Origin of the sequence: Methylophaga sp. OBS3, from assembly GCF_026319325.1 — a bacterium.
Lineage (GTDB): Bacteria > Pseudomonadota > Gammaproteobacteria > Nitrosococcales > Methylophagaceae > Methylophaga.
This window is the reverse complement of the sequence record NZ_JAPDMU010000003.1, coordinates 399,038-416,488: the sequence shown is the minus strand read 5'-3', so window position 1 is coordinate 416,488 and position 17,451 is coordinate 399,038. Positions and strand designations below refer to the sequence as shown.

Genomic DNA, 17,451 nt, shown 5'->3' with positions numbered 1-17,451 from the left:
ACGGGAGTTTAATATGGCGTTATTACAGCTAAAAAAACATAATAATGGCTTCAGTTTAGTTGAAGTGATGGTGGCGTTAGTTATCTTGGGCTTGGGAATGGTCGCCTTGATAAAGTTTCAAGGTGAACTTATAACCAATGCAACAGAAGCAAAAGAACTAAGCGAAGCATACTCGGTTGCAGAACAAACAATGGAAGTTTTTCGTTCGTTCGAAAATTTACAAACCTTCGCCGCCATAGATGATGGCACTTATGAAGCTCCTTATCCGGCTCCATTTGATAATGCAAATGCCGATATTTTACAGCTAGACCAATATAATAACGCCTATGAAGTTTCGTGGGTTGTAAGTGACTGCTTTGGTGGTGGTGTTCGGACTGTTGATGGCGACAATAATGATATCGACCAGTGCTTGGATGGCTTTGGTGAAACAGCTCCAGCTGGGTGGCAAATAGGTGGTGCTAATGGTCAGATGTATAAAATTGTTCAGGTCAACATAGATTGGGATCGTAATAATGATGGTGATACAACTAATGATGACCCTATCATTTTGCTAAGTGCTATTGAGTCTACAAATTTCCAAGATACAGCATTACCGCCAACGAATGGAGATGCATCGGATATTGCTGGTGACTCAGCATTAACTAGAGATACTCTTAGTGATGAGGTTCAGGTTAACGTTGATACGGGTTCTGGTGAAAAAAGACAGGCCGGAAAACCTCTCCCTGAAGTCGTTGCTTCTGGTCAACGAAAAAATACTTTAGTAGCTTTTGATGTAATTACCTACAGTCCAATCAACAACTCAAATGAAGTTAATGTAAATCTTCGAGAAGAGTTTTTAAATGTTGCTTGTGAGTGCCGAATAAACAGTACTTCAGCTGTGGGTTACACTCCAGGCCATGTTCAGTGGAACACATCCGGTTCCTATAGATATGACGCTGTTAATAACACCGAGCTAAAAACAACAGCAGTGCCTACAGGAGATAACGCTGCAGATGTTGAGGGGCTATGCACAATTTGCTGTAGGGATCATCATGATGGTAATGGTCCTGTCCGTTATGACGGACAAATAGGAGTGACCGGTAATCATCCTCATTATGATGATAATGGTAATGCTGTTAGTGCGGTTGGCGCAATTTATACTGAATCATGCCGTTTTAAAAGAATCGATGGCGTTTTCCGGGCTTTCCAAGATTGGCAGCTTCAGGCAATTAATATTCTACCGAACGAGCAATTATTAAATAACGCTTCTTTAGAGGCTGCTTATAGTAGCTACGTGGGTGACTATATCATTCCTGATAATGATGTAACGACTTTTGCTGATGTTGAAGCGCTAATAGAGCCTGTGGTTATCCCTGTAGGCGGTACAGGAGTTCAACTACAGGCCAGAGGTATTTACCTTGATAATGTTTATGCGATTGATGGTAGCTTATCAACGGGGGCAGGAAGTTATGCTGTCTATGACGGGGAAGACAAGCTTGAGCAGACGCCATTTGCTGAAGTTAATTTAACTTTATTGGCAGATTGGGATGCATTAAATATTCGTCCCCCAGATGAGCCGAATCTCCCTGATTATTTTTCAGATCCAGAGTTTTTAAATGAAGACTTGGCGACCATTGACGTCACTGAGAGCTATTTTGGTAATTTATACAGACGAGGCATTGCTCGTGGGCTTGAGGAGACTCCTCAAAATGGTGCTCCATGGCCAGTTTATGCATCAATAGAAAGCGGTACTGATGGTATAACTGATAATTCGAACACCGAAATCGATTTAGTACTATCTTTAAACGGAACTAATCCCAATGATCCTGACCCAGTCAATAAAAAATTTAGTCGATTTGATGTCGCAGTTCTGGGAGCAGCAAGTTCTTATAGTGTTACTGGTACCATAAGCTTCACTGGCTTGCCGGGAAATAATCTTAAACCCGTTGGTACCGCTGAAACACCATTTTGTGGATTGATCAGTTCTGGAAACAGTAACACCTATTCTTGTATTGTGCCCGATGGCCAAACCTTTACGTTTAATGTTTCTTTTCTCGATAAGAACGGCACACCATATTCATGTACATCAACAGGTAACTCGAACTCATTCACAATCAATGGGGCAAATATTTCAAGAAACCTGAGTTTTACTTGTCAGGAATAATATGATTTTGCGTACCATGATGGGAGATTTTAATGGCGCCCATCATGGATGCGATACGACCTGTTTCTTCCCAATCTTTGCCGTGCAGAATGCCGTGTAGTAAGCCTGCGCGATAAGCATCACCACAACCTGTTGGATCAGCAATTCGCTCAGCTTTATGGCAAGGAATATCAATTCGTTTACCGTCCGTGTAAATGTGTGAGCCTTGGGCACCACGGGTAATAATCAAAGCTTCGACATGTTCAGCAATCTGTTCTTCAGTCAGGCCGGTTCTGTCCATAAATAACTGTGCTTCGTAATCATTTAAAGCGATATAGGTTGCTTGTTTAGCAAACTGCAGCAACTCTTCGCCATTAAACATCGGTAGGCCTTGGCCTGGATCAAAAATAAACGGAATATTGGCATCTGCTAATTGCTGAGCATGCTGTAACATCGCATCACGACCATCTGGAGCCACGATAGCTAACTTAATGTCTTTTGCTTCGCTAATAGGTGTCTCATGCGCAAGGTTCATTGCGCCCGGGTGAAAAGCCGTGATTTGGTTATCATCAATATCGGTGGTGATATAGGCTTGGGCTGTGTAATGACCTTGTTTTACATGGACGTGTTGACGGCTTATACCATGCTTATCCATCCATTCAGCGTAAGGAGCAAAGTCGGTTCCTACGGTGCCCATTGCGACAGGTTCATCACCTAGTAATTTCAAGTTATAGGCAATATTGCCTGCACAGCCGCCGAACTCACGACGCAGTTCAGGCACCAAAAAAGCAACATTCAACATATGAACTTTGTCTGGCAGGATGTGATTTTTGAACTGATCCGGAAATACCATGATGTTGTCATAGGCAAATGAACCACAAATCAAAACCGACATGTTTAAACCTCTTGTGTTGAAAGTTGTTGGCTATCGGCAGTAATTGCCAGTTCACCATGTAAAAAATCGAGTAATTTCTGACCGACTATTTTTTTACGCCAGCCTTTTAATAATGAAATATCCCGTTCACCCCGAACCAAATGTTCAATATCTTTACGGGTAGCAACAGCAACCGGCGTAATCGATTCTTCATCGCAATATTTACGCAGTAATGCCATTAGGGCATCGAGCAATGCTTCTTGTTGATTGGTTAATGGCACAGGTTTAATCAGTTTTGGCCATTGCGCTTCTGGAATTTCTTGAGCGCGAGAAATAACCTCAATGATATCACTGCCATTTCGCTCAATATCTCGGGGCTCTAGGCCACGAATTTTTGCTAGCTGGTTCTTGCTATCAGGGGCAAACCTAGCGAGATCGAGCATGACATCATCTTTGAGAATCCAGCGACGTGGGCGATTACGATCGATCGCGCGTTGTTCACGCCAAGCTGCTAATTGTTGTAATACAACAAGTTGCGATGCTTTTAATTTGCCCGCACCGCGAATTTTGCGCCAAATTGCTTCAGGATCAGCAGTATAAGTTTTAGGGTCTGAAAGCGATGCAAAGTCATCGTTCAACCATGGACGACGCTCTTGTTCATCCAATTGTGCTGACATTTGATGATACAAAGTACGAAGGTATCGAACATCATCAGCTGCATAATCTAATTGCTCATTACTTAACGGACGCTGAGTCCAGTCAGTTCGTGAGTGAGCTTTATCCAAATCAACATCGAGGCAGTGTTTAACCAGATTGCCATAGCCAATTTGATCGCCAATACCTAATACGGTCGCAGCAAGTTGCGTATCAAAAATCTGTTGAGGCAGTTCGCCTCTCAGCATTTGTAACAACTCTAAATCCTGGCGAGCTGCATGGAAAACCAACGTCATACCGGGTTGATAGAGGATATCCATCAGCGGTGTTAGGTCTTCTATCGCAATAGGATCAACACAGGCGATAACGTCATCATTAGCGATTTGAATTAAACACAGCTGTGGGAAGTAGGTTTTTTCACGCAGAAATTCAGTATCAATTGCTAACCAATCACTTTGCTTGATTTGCTCACAAAAGTTATCGAGGTCCGAAGCGTTGTCTATATATAAAACCGTCATGATTTCGCGCAAAAAGCAGACAGTATAACGGTTTTAGCCCTCAGTATTCATACTCCGCATGCGTTCAAGAACATTATTAATGGCATCAATAATGATTTGTGGTTGTTTTTGTGGAATATCGTGACCGCTTTGATGAGCAAACACTTGCTGACTTTGCGGAGATAATAAATAAAGTTGCTGTTGCAAATCAGACCACGTTTTTTCCCTGTTTTGCTGCGTTATGTCACCAAACCACTCCGGTAAACCTCGAGTGACAATAACCAAAGGAATATTCGGTAGTTCGGGAGACGCCTGCACTTGTTTAGCACTTTCGCTAAGCGATGAGATTTCAGCGCGAGCAGCATGAAATGCACGCTCACGTAACACTTGGGGTTTATTTAGATAAGTAGTCGTATCGTCAGTGGATTTTGGAACGACGAGAATATTGCTTCGGCGGTTGTAATGCTGAGGTAAGCTGATTTGAAACCTATCGTATTGCTCCTCATGTGAGGCATCTACCAACACCATACCTTTAACAGCCTCAGGATGCATGGCCGTAAAAACCCGAATGTTATAACCACCAAATGAGTGTCCAACCATGACATAGGGAGGGGGAATATTGGCTTGCTGAAGTAGGGTTTCAAGTTCTTGAGCTATTCGGTAACTGTTACGAGGTTGAGGGCCAAAGTCGCTCCAGCCATAACCTGGTCGGTCAAAAACACAGATGCGACTATCCACTTCAGCACTTGCCTGAACAGGCAGCCAATCAGTAGAGTCATCGCCGAGACCAACATCAACAATAACAGTGGGCGAACCTTCGCCAACACAGTTGATGTGTAGTTGATAACCGCCGACATCGAACCTCTGCCCCGGTGGCTTAGGAAACTCAGCAGCGTTACTGGTAGCACCGATAGTGCACAGTAAAAAAAAAGGTAATAAACGAATCATGCATCGACTCCGTCACTCACAGACTTATCGATAAGAAAGATTGATACCTATTAAAGTTCCGCGCAATTAAGTTGTAAAAAATCAAATAATTGAATGACATCAAAAGGCCAGCCCAATTCAGCCTGATTCGAAGTCTTCACGACAGGAATTCTAATGCCATATTCCGCCACTAAATCATCATCATCACCAATCTCAACTTGATGAATATCAAGCGGATATTGCTGTTGTAGAGAAGTTAATTGGGCTAATGCTAAATCGCACAGATGACAACCCGCAGTGGTATAAAGCCAAACCTGCATTACTTTTCAAGCAGCCGTGGAATAAGGTCGACAAAGTTACAGGGTTTATGTCGCGCATCTAATTGTGCTTGCAGTATGTCATCCCAAGCCGTCTTGCAGGCACCAGATGAACCGGGTAAGCAAAATATAAAGGTGCCATTAGCCACACCTCCAACAGCACGAGACTGAATGGTTGAGGTTTTGATAATCCCGTAAGAGATTTGTCTAAATAATTCACCAAAACCTTCGATAGTTTTATCAAACAGCACAGTGACGGCCTCAGGTGTGCCATCACGACCTGTAAAGCCGGTGCCGCCTGTCGTTAACACGACATCGACACTGGAATCGGCAATCCACTTAGAGACTACAGCACGAATTTGATAAATATCATCCGGAACGATTTGTTGGTCAGCCAATAAATGACCACTTGCCAATAATCGCTCTCTTAATAGTTTTCCAGAAACATCGTCATTTTCTGTTCGACTATCTGAAATCGTTAATACAGCTATGTTTACAGGGATAAATTCGCTTGCCATGCCGACGGGTTCTCAGTTCGTTTTGTCAAAAACCAGTATAGTGGTGGGGATAGTCACGGTCTAGAATGCATTGTGAAATTCAAGCCAATAAAGGAGTTTGTTATGAAAAAATTAATTTTAGTAACAGCAATGGCGGCGACATTAACTGCCTGTGCAACTGATGATCCGAATAAGCGCACTAAAACAGGTGCGGCTGTCGGTGCAGCTGCTGGCGCTCTATTAGGCTATGCCGTAGATGATGGTGCTGGCGGTGTGCTTGTAGGCGCAGCGGTCGGCAGTCTTGCCGGAGCAGGTGTTGGTCGATACATGGATAACCAGCAAAAAGAAATGCAAGCTGCATTAGCTGAAGAGCAGGCACGTAATGAGCTTCAAATTCAGCAGTTACAAGATGAATCACTGAAAATTGATATTTCTAATGAAGTGTCATTCGACTTAAACAGCGCGGCGATTAAACCTGCTTTCGAGCCAACATTGAATAAAGTAGCCGATGTCTTACAACGTTATCCAAAAACCGTTGTGCATGTTATAGGCCACACCGATAGCTCAGGCTCTGAAAGCTACAACCAAAAATTATCAGAGCAACGCGCGCAATCAGTAGTAAACTATTTCACCAGTCGTGGCGTATTGTCTGACCGTTTGATACCAACGGGTCGTGGTGAATTGCAGCCTCGCGCAAGCAATGAAACCGAAGCGGGTAGACAGTTAAATCGTCGAGTAGAAATTATTGTAAAACCGATTGTTGAGGGCCAAGAGTCTGAAGCCTACCAAACGCCGTAAGGCACCTACTGATAAACCAGCATCTGATTCAGATCTGTTATTCGGCCTACATGCTGTGCAGGCGGCACTTGATGTCCCTGCATCGCGTGTGGCTGAAATCTGGATTGCTGATGAACGGCATGATAAGCGTGTTAATGATGTTATCTCTGTTGCCCAGCGACTAGATATCACCGTTCATAAAATTAGCCGTAAAGAACTCGACCTGATGGTGCCAGAAGGGCGCCATCAAGGTTGTGTTGCTAGAGTGACGCCGTTAGAGACAATGACCGAATCTGGGCTTGAACAGTTACTCGACAATCTCAAAGAACCACCATTTCTACTTATATTAGATGGTGTTCAGGACCCGCATAATTTGGGTGCTTGTTTGCGTACCGCTGAAGCTGCGGGTGCACACGCTGTTATCGCTCCTAAGGATCGGGCATCAAGCTTAACAACAACTGCAATTAAAATTTCCAGTGGTTCTGCAGAACGTGTTCCATTTGTTCAAGTAACTAACTTGGCACGCGTATTACGCGATCTTCAAGAGCGCGGCATTTGGTTAGTCGGCACCTCTGGTGATAGTGAAAGCACGTTGTATCAAGTCGATCTGAAAGGGCCTCTGGCTTTAGTGTTAGGTGCAGAGGGCAAAGGGATTCGTCGTCTTACCCGTGAACATTGTGATGCTGTTGTGTATATCCCAATGAAAGGCCAAGCAGAAAGTCTCAATGTTTCAGTTGCAGCCGGCGTGTGCTTATTTGAAGCACAACGTCAACGTAACTTGTGACGCTCCCATAAAATAAAGTAAAATGTCGGATTGCCTGAAAACTTTTTAAGTTTTGGCAAAAACTCCTTGCTTTTGGCTATTTAAGTCAAAAGCTGATTAAACCGTGAGGAGCTCTAATGAGACATTACGAAATTGTGTTTCTGGTCCACCCTGATCAGAGCGAACAAGTGCCTGGCATGATCGAGCGTTATACACAAACGCTGACTGCCAACGGTGGTCAAATTCACCGTCAGGAAGACTGGGGTCGTCGTCAATTGGCTTACCCAATCAACAAAGTGCACAAAGCACACTATGTGCTGATGAACGTGGAATGTGACGTGGAACAACTGAACGAAGTTACCACTGCTTTCCGTTTTAACGATGCTGTTATTCGTCACTTAGTCGTCAATATGGATGAAGCGCAAACTGAGCCTTCACCGATGATGCGTAAAGAAGACGAAAAACAAGAACGTCAAGCATCTTAATCAGCGAATAGGAGAATTCCCATGGCACGTTTTTTCAGACGTAGAAAATTTTGTCGTTTCACTGCCGAAGGCGTGAAGCAAATCGACTATAAAGATGTAAATTTGTTGAAAAACTACATCACCGAAACAGGCAAAATTGTGCCTAGCCGTATCACTGGTACTAAAGCCCGTTACCAACGTCAGCTGTCTACTTGTGTGAAACGCGCGCGCTTTTTGGCATTACTGCCATATTGCGACATGCACAAATAAGCAGTTTCGTTTAATCCAAGTGTAAAGTTTTAAGTATGCTGCGCGGAATCGCTCAATTTGCCATGCAAGGTCGCTGGCAAGCAGCATTAACAGCCAGTTTTCTGGCGGTAGCAGCGATGTTGTTACCACCTTTAAGTTATCTGGCTAGTGGTGTGATTGTTTTGGCAACATTGCGAACTGGCCCACGGGAAGGTTTGCGAGTGTTGCTGACGGCTCTGGTCGTGTTTGCAATCGCTGCTGCAGTGTTATTTAAGTTGGTTTGGCTGTCATTATTCTTGTTTTTGACAGCGTGGTTGCCAGTATATTTGGTAACGCTAGTGCTGGGTTATAGCCGATCACTAGGTAAATCAATGATAGCTGCAGCAGGTATTGGTTTGGTCGGTGTGTTGTTAGTGCATCTGTTTGTGACAGATCCAACAACATGGTGGCAAGAAGCCATGACGCCATTTATGCAATTGTTAACGACACAAGAAGGTTGGCAATTGAGTGATGCTGATACGAAGCAAGTGTTTGACAGTATCGCAGGCATGATGACCGGCTTACTGGCAGCAGCGATGACATTTAATATTATCATCGGGCTTTTAATTGGCAGATCGTGGCAGGCCAAACTCTATGATGACGGCGCTTTTGGTCGTGAGTTTACGCATGTACTTTTGGGTAAACCATTAGCAATCGTGACCGCGGCTTTGATGCTGACATCAATGACATCAGTGTCAGAGAGTTTGCCAATACTGACGGATTTCTTGTCAGTGCTGTTGGTTTTGTTTGCGTTTCAAGGTATTGCCGTTGTGCATGCTTTGGTTCGTGAAAGACAAAAATCAATGGGTTGGTTGGTCGCAATGTATGCACTTTTAGTCATCATGTTGCCTCAAATGGCTAGTTTGCTTGCAACACTTGGAATTACGGAACAATGGATTAATTTTCGCAGACACCCGAGAGGGGATGCGGATTCAATTGATAAGCAGTAAATACTGCGAATGAGGGTAGAACGATGCAAGTAATTTTGCTGGAAAAAGTTCAAAGACTGGGTAACCTGGGTGATGAAGTTAGTGTAAAAGCAGGCTTCGGTCGTAACTTCCTGGTACCAAAAGGTAAAGCATTACCTGCTACCAAAGATAACCGTGAAAAGTTTGAAGCACGTCGTGAAGAACTTGAAGCGGCAGCAGCTAAAATTTTGGCTGCAGCGGAAGCACGTAAAGCTAAGCTGGTTGCTGCTGGCGACGTTAACATCATGGCTAACGCTGGTGTTGAAGGTAAATTGTTCGGTTCAATCACAGCTGCAGATATCGCTGATGCGGTAAATGCTAAAGGTGCTGATGTTGACCGTAACGAAGTTCGTTTACCAACAGGCCCATTGCGTCACACTGGCGAATACCAAATCGACGTGCAATTGCACGCTGATGTATTGGTAAGCGTTGCTGTTAACATCACTTCTGAAGCTGAAATCGCTGCTAAAGCAGCTGCTGAAGAAGCGAAGAAAGCACGTGATGCAGCCCGCGAAGAGCAAGAAGCTATCGCGAAAGCACAAGAGCAAGAGTAAACCTCTCTGCTAGATTAAAGATGGGACACAGGTCATAATGGCCTGTGTCTTATTTTTGACTACAAAAGTAGTCGCTTTATGTTTAACCAGCCTGGGTGTTGCCTGTGGAACAGATTACCTATCCGGAAGATTATCAGGATAACGCTACGCAGGCATTGAAGGTTCCTCCGCATTCCGTTGAAGCAGAGCAGTCAGTACTTGGCGGCTTGATGCTGGACAACAATGCATGGGAACAAGTCGCCGATGTCCTTGTCGAGAAGGACTTCTATCGTCGCGACCACCAACTTATTTTCCAAGCCATCGAGCAATTGATGGAAAAAGCCCAGCCAGTTGATGTCATCACATTGGCTGAGTACCACGAACAACGTGGTGAATTAGACAAGGTCGGCGAACTTGCCTATCTTGGAACACTGGCTAGAAATACCCCAAGTGCCGCCAATATCGCAGCCTATGCGAATATCGTTCGTGAGCGATCAATCCTCCGGCAACTTATCCAAATTGGTAACAACATTGCCAACATGGCTTTTACGCCAGAAGGTCGTAACAGCGAAGAAATGCTGGATGTTGCTGAACGCCATGTATTTGAAATCGCCGAAAAAGGTGCAAAACGTGGTGGTGGTTTTATTCAGGTCAAAGAAGTATTGAGTACGGTTGTTGATCGTATTGACCAACTATTTGAACAAGACAGCGGTATTACCGGTTTACCAACTGGCTTTATTGACTTTGATGAGCAAACATCAGGTTTACAGCCGGCAGATTTAATTATCGTTGCTGGCCGTCCATCGATGGGTAAAACCACCTTTGCGATGAATATTGCTGAAAATGCTGCAATCCAGGCAAAAGAGCCGGTTGCGGTATTTAGTATGGAAATGCCGGCAGACTCGTTAGCAATGCGTATGTTGTCATCGCTTGGCCGTATTGATCAGCATAGACTGCGTACCGGCAAATTGAACGATGAGGATTGGCCGCGTCTAACCTCGGCGATTCAGTTGTTAAATGATGCGCCATTATTTATTGATGATACCGGCGGTCTTACACCAACCGAACTTCGTGCACGTGCGAGACGTTTAAAACGTGAACATGGCCTTAGTCTTATCGTCATCGACTACCTCCAGTTGATGCAAGGTAGTAGTACGGGGCGTCAGTCTGAAAACCGGGCCACAGAGATCTCTGAAATATCGCGTTCTCTTAAAGCTCTGGCTAAAGAATTAAATGTGCCAGTGATTGCCTTATCACAGTTAAACCGTTCATTGGAACAGCGCCCAAACAAACGTCCAGTCATGTCAGATTTACGTGAGTCAGGTGCGATTGAGCAGGATGCCGATATCATCGTCTTTATTTATCGTGATGAAGTCTATAACGCTGACTCAGCAGATAAAGGCAAAGCCGAAATCATTATCGGTAAGCAACGTAACGGTCCAATTGGTACGGTCGCATTGACCTTCCAAGGTAAATACACGCGCTTTGAAAACTTTGCGCCTGCTTACTACGACGAATATGGTGATGATCATTCGTGACGCTCTATCCACACGCAGTCATTAATCTTGAGGCTTTAAAACACAACCTTGAGTGTGTTCGTAAGTTTGCTCCCAATAGTAAAGTCATGTCAGTTATCAAAGCTGATGCTTATGGTCATGGTGTGACGCAAATAGCTTCGGCACTTATTGACAGTGACGCTTTTGCTGTTGCGCGATTGAGTGAAGGTGTTGCACTTAGAAATGCAGGCTTCAATCATGCTATTACGATACTTGAGGGCGTCCATACGCTTGCAGAGCTTCAAACTGCAGTTGAGTACCAACTTGCTCCAGTTATTCATCAACCAGCCCATATCGAATGGTTATTAAACGTCACTGACTTACCTTATTGTTGGTTAATGCTAGAGACAGGTATGCATCGTCTCGGTTTACCTTCAAAAGTCATTAGTGATGCAATCGAGCGGTTAACAAGCTATCGAAACAAAATGGGCTTGATGAGCCATTTTGCAAACTCTGATCTTTACGATGATGATCGAAATTTCAAGCAAATTGCGGTCATGCATCAGTTAGCTGAACAATCAGGTTTACCGATTTGTATGGCGAACTCTGCAGCTGTTATCAACTTGCCGACATCACATGGCGACTGGGTACGTCCCGGGCTGATGCTATATGGCATTTCGCCTTTTGCTGATAAAACTGGGGCCGACCTCGGTCTTAAACCAGTTATGCAGTTAAAGTCGACACTTATCGCTACACAGGTTTTAGCGCCTGGCCATGAAGTTGGTTATGGTGGTGAATGGACAGCAACAGAAGTATGCCGAATGGGCGTTGTCAGTATTGGTTATGGTGACGGCTTTAATCGTCAATTATCTAACGCTGGTCAAGTCATGATTCGTGGTGTGTTAGTACCGGTGATTGGTCGTGTATCTATGGATACGGTATGTGTACTTCTCAAAGATTGTCCTGATGCCGTAACCGGTGATGAGGTTGTTATTTGGGGACATGAATCACTCAGTGTCGAATCACAAGCGGTACGCGCTAAGACCATCCCCTATGAATTAACAACAGTGCTGGCTGGGCGAGTTACAAGGAAGTACCAAAATGGCCAAAGTTAAACGTGTCTATGTTTGTAAAGAGTGCGGTTCTCAAACACCACAATGGGCAGGGCAGTGCAGCGAATGTGGTGCATGGAATAGCTTAACTGAAGAAGTACATGCACCAGCTTCAAGTCAGGCTGCCATAAGTCGTCACACTGGCTATGCTGGACAGCAGCAAAATGTTGTTCAAACACTCCAAGAAGTCACCTCTGAACAAGCTGTGCGCTGGTCTACCGGTTTACCTGAATTAGACCGTGTATTAGGTGGTGGCTTGGTCACAGGATCTGTTGTTTTGATTGGTGGTGATCCGGGTATTGGTAAATCTACCTTGCTGTTACAGGCCATGGCAATGATGGCGAAAACCAGTGGACTCAGCCCGCTGTATGTCAGTGGTGAAGAATCACTACAACAAATTAAATTACGTGCTGAACGACTTCAACTACAAGAAACCCCTGTTGATTTGTTAGCAGAAACACATGCAGAGCAAATGATTGTGACCGCTCAGCAGCGTAGACCGCAGGTTATGGTCATCGACTCTATTCAAACTGTCTTTACCGAATTACTGCAATCAGCACCAGGTACCGTTGCCCAAGTACGTGAGAGTGCCGCGCAATTAGTCAGATATGCCAAATCGAGTGGTACCACGATGATCTTGGTTGGTCATGTTACCAAGCAAGGTGCGCTTGCTGGACCTCGTGTTTTAGAGCATATGGTCGATACAGTATTGTATTTTGAAGGTGACAGCTCAACGCGTTATCGGATCTTGCGTGCTGTGAAAAATCGTTTTGGCGCAGTGAATGAGTTAGGCGTGTTTGCCATGACGGAGTTGGGGCTGCGCGAAGTCAGTAACCCATCGGCGATTTTCCTATCTCGTGGTGAGCAGGCTGTGCCGGGAAGTGTGATTACTGTTATCCGTGAAGGTAGCCGGCCGATGCTCGTGGAAGTTCAAGCATTGGTTGATGAAAGCCCGCTTGGCAATCCACGTCGGGTATCGGTGGGTTTAGAGCAAAATCGTTTAGCAATGTTACTGGCGATCCTTCACCGCCATGGCGGTATTACTTGCCATGACCAAGATGTTTTTATCAATGTCGTGGGTGGTGTTAAGTTGAGCGAAACAGGGGCTGATTTATCGGTTTTAGCGGCAGTGATTTCAAGTTTGCGTAATAAAGCGTTGCCTCATGATTGGGTGATGTTTGGTGAAGTGGGGCTGACTGGTGAGATTCGACCTGTTCAAGCAGGTGAAGAGCGAATTCGTGATGCGGCAAAACATGGTTTTACCCATGCATTAGTGCCTGCTGCCAATGCACCCCGTAAACCAATTAAAGATATGAAAGTCATTCCAGTACAGCATTTATCTGCAGCGATAGAAGCTTTAAGAAACGCCTGGCTTTAGCTGTCGTGAATAAGTGCGGCTAGTTCCCGGTGCAGTAAATCCTCATCGCCTAGATTAAGTTCCACTAAACGCTTTAAATGACTAATGCTTTCTAAATCAATCAGGCTGCAATGAAAGCCAATCGTCCCATTATCGATGTGTGCCACTTCGGCCTGCATTTTGATAACGAGCTCGGCATTATTTAGCAGCAGGTCAATGTGATATTCGTCACCGATGGCGCCTATCCAGCCGACCGGCTTTTCAATTAATAGGCCGTTAAGCGAGACATCTACGACGTGGCACTGCGGGTGAAGCTCACCTTTGATGGCATGGACATTTGCGGTTGCAGAGAAAGGAATCCGCTGAAAACGACGTTGTGAGTGCTCAGATTCTGACATGGCCAACTCCTTTGCTGTTAGAGTCGATACTATCACTGTTTATTCGTTAGGAGACATATCTATGCTTTGGGTAAAAGCATTTCATCTTATTTTTATCGTTACTTGGTTTGCATCGTTATTTTATTTGCCACGCTTATTTGTCTATCACGCGCAAACAGAAGATGCTGCGGGTAATGCACGTTTTAAGATCATGGAACGTAAACTGTATCGCGGCATAATGACGCCAAGTGCGATTTTGACGGTCATTTTTGGTGGCTGGCTGTTGAGCTTTTATGATTTAGCCACATTGAAAACGATGGGCTGGTTACATGCCAAATTAACGCTGGTCTTACTGCTTTTTATTTATCACCATGTTTGTGGTCGGTATCTCAAACACTTTGCTAATGACGCCAATACCAAGAGTCATGTGTTTTATCGCTGGTTTAATGAGTTGCCTGTACTCGTTTTGATCGCAGTAGTGATTTTGGCCGTTGTGAAACCATTTTAAGTAAAAAAAAGCCCCGATTTACGGGGCTTTTTTGATGTAGCTGGTATCGTTTAGTCGATGTATTCAAAAACTTTAACAACTTTCTGAACACCGCCAGTACTACGAACAACATTCACTACTTTGTCGGCTTCTGCTTTACGGATTTTACCCATCAGATAAACAATACCGCGCTCAGTCACAACTTTGGTGTTTAGGCCTTTAACATTTTTATCAGCCAATAGTTTTGATTTTACTTTTGAAGTAATCCAACCATCGCTAGTGCGAGATGGCACTGCACTTGGTGCTAATAACGCTAGCTCGTTGTACACCTTACGAACCCGTGGAATATCTTTAACTAACTCTGTGACTTCTTGTTTCAGGGCTTCACTTGGTGTTTCACCTGTGATCAGCAATACGCCGTTAAAGCTAGTGAAGTTGATATGACTTTGGTCATAGATTTTTTTGTTTTTGTAAATCGTTGAGCTGGCTTTGAACTCTATACCTTGATCATCGATCATGGCGCCAGTAGTACGGCGATCATTATTGACTGCGGCGCCAGTTGCCGCACCACCAACTACGACGGCAGGGCAGCCTTGTAGTAAACATAAACTAAGCAAAAAACTAATCAGATAAAAACGACGCATGAAAATAACCTCAAGAGGAATTTAACAACCGACAGTGTACAGACTGTCAGACTCAACTTAGCTGGAAAGCATCACGGATCCATTCACAAACTTGATGGCTTTGACCATCTTTTTCGCTATGAATTCGCAGGGTCACCACATCAAAGCGGCAAGTTGCCTGTTCTTGTTTTTGCTGTAAGTAGTGTTGAGCGGTGGCAATGATACGCGATTGTTTAGTTGGCGTAATACTTTCTAATGCACTGCCATAACGGTCATTCTGCCTGGCACGTACTTCGACAAAAACCAGCACATCGGCATCTTTCATGACCAAGTCTATTTCACCACGCCGGCAGTGATAATTTTGCGTGAGAAACACTAACCCTTGCTGCTGCAAGTAGTCGCAAGCGGTCTGTTCTGCAAGTTGTCCGCTGCGACGGCTCATAGTTTAAGGAAGAGGGGATAACAACCCATCTTTGAAAATACCTTGTGGCATTAAACGTTGAACATAGCCTTTTTCGTTGATCTGCAAGTCACCAGTGACACCTTGGTAACTAGCATTATCCGAGCGACTTAATTCACTCAGTTCATCAATTAAGTTATAAGCATCCACACCCATGGCGGCCAGGCGCATATAGGTGCCTTTATCGCCACGTGCTTGGGCCAGCAAACCTTGATAGATGGCATCTTCTGATGGAGAAATGATCCAAGGGATATCACTAATAATAGCGCCGTTAAGATCAATGTCCTGACGCGCATTTGCTTCACCATCATAGGCATGTGATGTGGTGATGATTGGCATATTACCTGAGCGGTGGAAGCGGAATTGGGGAACTAACTGTCTTGCTTTAAGTGGTTTCGCAACGACAAAGATAAAGTCCACATCTTGGCGGCGACGTGGCTCAAATTCTAATGTGCGGCCTAAGGTGCTTCTTAAATCCTTAGCCCGCTGTTCACTGGCATTTAAACCGAACAGTGGCACGATGACTTCGCCGAAATCATTGGCTGATTCGCGATAACCATTGCTGCGTACAACACTACCACCTTCTTCACGCCAAGCGTCTTCAAAAGCATGAGTTACCCGTTCACCCCATTCATTACGAGGGCCAAGTACCAAAGCGCGCGTGTAACCTTGTTTGGCAGCATATATAGCAGCAGTACGGGCATCATCTTCTGGGGCTAAACCAAATTGGAATAAATTACTGTGTTCTGGTGCATTTGTGATGCGGTTCAAGGCAATTACCGGAACGGGTAGCATATCCAGCTTAGCTAATTGTTCAACCGAAGCCTTATCGAGGGGACCAATAACAATGTTCGCACCTGCAGCAACTGCTTCTTGGTAAGCGACTACGGCATTGTTTTGCACATCATAAAACGCTAAATCTCGACCACTGTTGTTGTTAAAGTGGGCAGCAATAATGCCTTGTTTAACAGCCTGAGCAGCACCTGCAATTGGGCCTGATTCTGGCAGTAAGACAGCCACATGATTCAGATCTGAAGATAGTTTAAAAACCGGCTTAACCGTTTTTTCCAAACTACTAAGATCTGCCGGATGATTTGGATAACTCCGCTGCCAATCTTCCAAGGCAACTTCTAATGCTTCGGGATTATTCACATAAGCTTTCATGGCATAAGCCAGTGCAAACCAACCGCTATCGTCTGCTGGCGGTTGACCAGGGTTAAATAAATCTAATTGCTGTGTATCCAAAGACATTAATGCTTGCCATAGTGCCTCGCGATTAGTCGCTTGATCTGGGCCAGCTAGTAATGGATCAAGTTCTGTATGAGCTAGCGCTTTATCCAGCATGTTGCCACTCAAAGCGTATGCTTGCGTACGCAATGAAAGTGCTTGAACTTTTTGTTCAGTATTCGTTTTGGTTAAATCAATACTATCAAGAGCGTTTAAAGCGGCAGCAGAGTCTTGTTGAATAATAGCGATATCAGCGCGTAACAAAGCTGCATCAACTTGTTCACCATCACTAAGTTGCGCGGTATTAATTTGTTTGTATGCTTCAACGGCTTGAGGAAAGTCTTCTAGTTTATAAAGTACTGTCGCTGCGCGTAAGTAATAAGCTGATTGGAGCGGGCCAGTGCTGTCTTCCGCTTTACTGAGATAGTTATCAGCTGCGGTTTTAAGATCACCAGATGTTTCTGCTTCTGAGACTAGGCTTTCCGCCGTAACGAGTTGTGGTTTACGATCAACGGCGATTGGTTGACATGCTGCTAATGTCATCACCAGCATTACCAACAGAAAAGTAGAAATTCTTTGCATCTTGGCCTGCGTTTGTCAGTGGATTAAAGGCATCATCTTACCTGTTAGC

19 protein-coding genes and 1 pseudogene are annotated in these 17,451 nt (G+C 44.5%); 11 read left to right on the top strand and 9 right to left on the bottom strand.

Going from position 1 to position 17,451, the window contains the following annotated elements:
• Positions 1-13: 13 nt before the first annotated feature.
• Positions 14-2,143 (top strand): type IV pilus modification PilV family protein, encoded by a 2,130-nt coding sequence (locus OMP94_RS08745; RefSeq protein WP_266277897.1) that lies wholly within the window; start codon positions 14-16, stop codon positions 2,141-2,143.
• Here the strand turns inward: OMP94_RS08745 and OMP94_RS08740 are convergent.
• Genes OMP94_RS08740 through moaB form a run of 5 tightly spaced genes read right to left on the bottom strand, consistent with a single transcriptional unit; the run spans position 2,127 to position 5,909 of the window.
• Positions 2,127-3,017: a carbohydrate kinase family protein gene (locus tag OMP94_RS08740; protein WP_266277896.1), complete on the bottom strand. Its 891-nt coding sequence runs from the start codon at positions 3,015-3,017 to the stop codon at positions 2,127-2,129. The genes OMP94_RS08745 and OMP94_RS08740 overlap by 17 nt on opposite strands.
• 2 nt (positions 3,018-3,019) lie before the next feature.
• On the bottom strand, positions 3,020-4,168 hold the full coding sequence (gene rnd / locus OMP94_RS08735; protein ID WP_266277895.1) for a ribonuclease D: 1,149 nt from the start codon (positions 4,166-4,168) through the stop codon (positions 3,020-3,022).
• A 33-nt stretch (positions 4,169-4,201) separates the two neighbouring features.
• On the bottom strand, positions 4,202-5,095 hold the full coding sequence (locus tag OMP94_RS08730; protein ID WP_266277894.1) for an alpha/beta hydrolase: 894 nt from the start codon (positions 5,093-5,095) through the stop codon (positions 4,202-4,204).
• 50 nt (positions 5,096-5,145) lie between these two features.
• Positions 5,146-5,394, bottom strand: coding sequence for a glutaredoxin family protein (locus tag OMP94_RS08725; protein ID WP_266277893.1), 249 nt, complete (start codon positions 5,392-5,394; stop codon positions 5,146-5,148).
• Entirely contained in the window at positions 5,394-5,909 is a 516-nt protein-coding gene (gene moaB, locus OMP94_RS08720) for a molybdenum cofactor biosynthesis protein B (RefSeq protein WP_266277892.1), read from the bottom strand. Before moaB ends, OMP94_RS08725 begins: the two co-directional genes overlap by 1 nt.
• 102 nt (positions 5,910-6,011) lie before the next feature.
• Here moaB and OMP94_RS08715 point away from each other — a divergent pair, with 102 nt between their 5' ends.
• The 9 genes and pseudogenes from OMP94_RS08715 to radA all read left to right on the top strand — a co-directional run bounded on the left by OMP94_RS08715 (position 6,012) and on the right by radA (position 13,667).
• The gene (locus OMP94_RS08715; protein ID WP_266277891.1) at positions 6,012-6,686 is read left to right on the top strand and encodes an OmpA family protein; all 675 of its coding nucleotides are present in this window, start codon (positions 6,012-6,014) and stop codon (positions 6,684-6,686) included.
• A 34-nt stretch (positions 6,687-6,720) separates the two neighbouring features.
• Positions 6,721-7,449 (top strand): 23S rRNA (guanosine(2251)-2'-O)-methyltransferase RlmB, encoded by a 729-nt coding sequence (rlmB, locus tag OMP94_RS08710; protein ID WP_266277946.1) that lies wholly within the window; start codon positions 6,721-6,723, stop codon positions 7,447-7,449.
• Positions 7,450-7,565: 116 nt separating this feature from the next.
• Positions 7,566-7,913, top strand: a complete 348-nt coding sequence (gene rpsF, locus OMP94_RS08705) for a 30S ribosomal protein S6 (protein ID WP_266277890.1) — start codon at positions 7,566-7,568, stop codon at positions 7,911-7,913.
• A gap of 21 nt (positions 7,914-7,934) precedes the next feature.
• On the top strand, positions 7,935-8,162 hold the full coding sequence (gene rpsR, locus OMP94_RS08700) for a 30S ribosomal protein S18 (RefSeq protein WP_014703480.1): 228 nt from the start codon (positions 7,935-7,937) through the stop codon (positions 8,160-8,162).
• Positions 8,163-8,197: 35 nt separating this feature from the next.
• Positions 8,198-9,130 (top strand): DUF2232 domain-containing protein, encoded by a 933-nt coding sequence (locus tag OMP94_RS08695; protein ID WP_266277889.1) that lies wholly within the window; start codon positions 8,198-8,200, stop codon positions 9,128-9,130.
• 23 nt (positions 9,131-9,153) lie between these two features.
• A pseudogene (rplI, locus tag OMP94_RS08690) lies at positions 9,154-9,597 on the top strand (50S ribosomal protein L9); the annotation flags it as partial.
• A gap of 209 nt (positions 9,598-9,806) precedes the next feature.
• On the top strand, positions 9,807-11,219 hold the full coding sequence (gene dnaB / locus OMP94_RS08685) for a replicative DNA helicase (protein WP_266277888.1): 1,413 nt from the start codon (positions 9,807-9,809) through the stop codon (positions 11,217-11,219).
• Positions 11,216-12,292, top strand: a complete 1,077-nt coding sequence (gene alr, locus OMP94_RS08680; protein ID WP_266277887.1) for an alanine racemase — start codon at positions 11,216-11,218, stop codon at positions 12,290-12,292. Before dnaB ends, alr begins: the two co-directional genes overlap by 4 nt.
• A complete protein-coding gene (gene radA, locus OMP94_RS08675; RefSeq protein WP_266277886.1) occupies positions 12,279-13,667 on the top strand; it encodes a DNA repair protein RadA in 1,389 nt (462 codons plus the stop codon). Before alr ends, radA begins: the two co-directional genes overlap by 14 nt.
• Here radA and OMP94_RS08670 read toward each other — a convergent pair.
• Positions 13,664-14,044, bottom strand: a complete 381-nt coding sequence (locus OMP94_RS08670) for a PilZ domain-containing protein (RefSeq protein WP_266277885.1) — start codon at positions 14,042-14,044, stop codon at positions 13,664-13,666. The two genes, radA and OMP94_RS08670, sit on opposite strands and share 4 nt — an antisense overlap.
• A gap of 55 nt (positions 14,045-14,099) precedes the next feature.
• Here OMP94_RS08670 and hemJ point away from each other — a divergent pair, with 55 nt between their 5' ends.
• Positions 14,100-14,531: a protoporphyrinogen oxidase HemJ gene (hemJ, locus tag OMP94_RS08665; protein WP_323135077.1), complete on the top strand. Its 432-nt coding sequence runs from the start codon at positions 14,100-14,102 to the stop codon at positions 14,529-14,531.
• Positions 14,532-14,581: 50 nt separating this feature from the next.
• On the opposite strand, the gene OMP94_RS08660 is transcribed toward hemJ, so the two are convergent.
• Genes OMP94_RS08660 through OMP94_RS08650 form a run of 3 tightly spaced genes read right to left on the bottom strand, consistent with a single transcriptional unit; the run spans position 14,582 to position 17,402 of the window.
• Positions 14,582-15,154 (bottom strand): BON domain-containing protein, encoded by a 573-nt coding sequence (locus tag OMP94_RS08660; RefSeq protein ID WP_266277883.1) that lies wholly within the window; start codon positions 15,152-15,154, stop codon positions 14,582-14,584.
• A gap of 52 nt (positions 15,155-15,206) precedes the next feature.
• Positions 15,207-15,575 carry a YraN family protein gene (locus OMP94_RS08655; RefSeq protein ID WP_266277882.1) on the bottom strand — a complete coding sequence of 123 codons (369 nt, stop codon included), beginning with the start codon at positions 15,573-15,575 and terminating at the stop codon, positions 15,207-15,209.
• A 3-nt stretch (positions 15,576-15,578) separates the two neighbouring features.
• Complete coding sequence (locus tag OMP94_RS08650; RefSeq protein ID WP_266277881.1) at positions 15,579-17,402, bottom strand: penicillin-binding protein activator; 1,824 nt, start codon at positions 17,400-17,402, stop codon at positions 15,579-15,581.
• Positions 17,403-17,451: the final 49 nt, after the last annotated feature.

Coding starts and splice junctions, on each gene's coding strand:
- OMP94_RS08740 (WP_266277896.1), bottom strand. CDS start 3,017: ATGTCGGTTTTGATTTGTGGTTCATTTGCCTATGACAACATCATGGTA.
- OMP94_RS08730 (WP_266277894.1), bottom strand. CDS start 5,095: ATGATTCGTTTATTACCTTTTTTTTTACTGTGCACTATCGGTGCTACC.
- OMP94_RS08695 (WP_266277889.1), top strand. CDS start 8,198: ATGCTGCGCGGAATCGCTCAATTTGCCATGCAAGGTCGCTGGCAAGCA.
- moaB (WP_266277892.1), bottom strand. CDS start 5,909: ATGGCAAGCGAATTTATCCCTGTAAACATAGCTGTATTAACGATTTCA.
- OMP94_RS08725 (WP_266277893.1), bottom strand. CDS start 5,394: ATGCAGGTTTGGCTTTATACCACTGCGGGTTGTCATCTGTGCGATTTA.
- OMP94_RS08715 (WP_266277891.1), top strand. CDS start 6,012: ATGAAAAAATTAATTTTAGTAACAGCAATGGCGGCGACATTAACTGCC.
- OMP94_RS08745 (WP_266277897.1), top strand. CDS start 14: ATGGCGTTATTACAGCTAAAAAAACATAATAATGGCTTCAGTTTAGTT.
- OMP94_RS08660 (WP_266277883.1), bottom strand. CDS start 15,154: ATGCGTCGTTTTTATCTGATTAGTTTTTTGCTTAGTTTATGTTTACTA.
- OMP94_RS08655 (WP_266277882.1), bottom strand. CDS start 15,575: ATGAGCCGTCGCAGCGGACAACTTGCAGAACAGACCGCTTGCGACTAC.
- radA (WP_266277886.1), top strand. CDS start 12,279: ATGGCCAAAGTTAAACGTGTCTATGTTTGTAAAGAGTGCGGTTCTCAA.
- OMP94_RS08670 (WP_266277885.1), bottom strand. CDS start 14,044: ATGTCAGAATCTGAGCACTCACAACGTCGTTTTCAGCGGATTCCTTTC.
- OMP94_RS08650 (WP_266277881.1), bottom strand. CDS start 17,402: ATGCAAAGAATTTCTACTTTTCTGTTGGTAATGCTGGTGATGACATTA.
- rnd (WP_266277895.1), bottom strand. CDS start 4,168: ATGACGGTTTTATATATAGACAACGCTTCGGACCTCGATAACTTTTGT.
- rpsF (WP_266277890.1), top strand. CDS start 7,566: ATGAGACATTACGAAATTGTGTTTCTGGTCCACCCTGATCAGAGCGAA.
- rpsR (WP_014703480.1), top strand. CDS start 7,935: ATGGCACGTTTTTTCAGACGTAGAAAATTTTGTCGTTTCACTGCCGAA.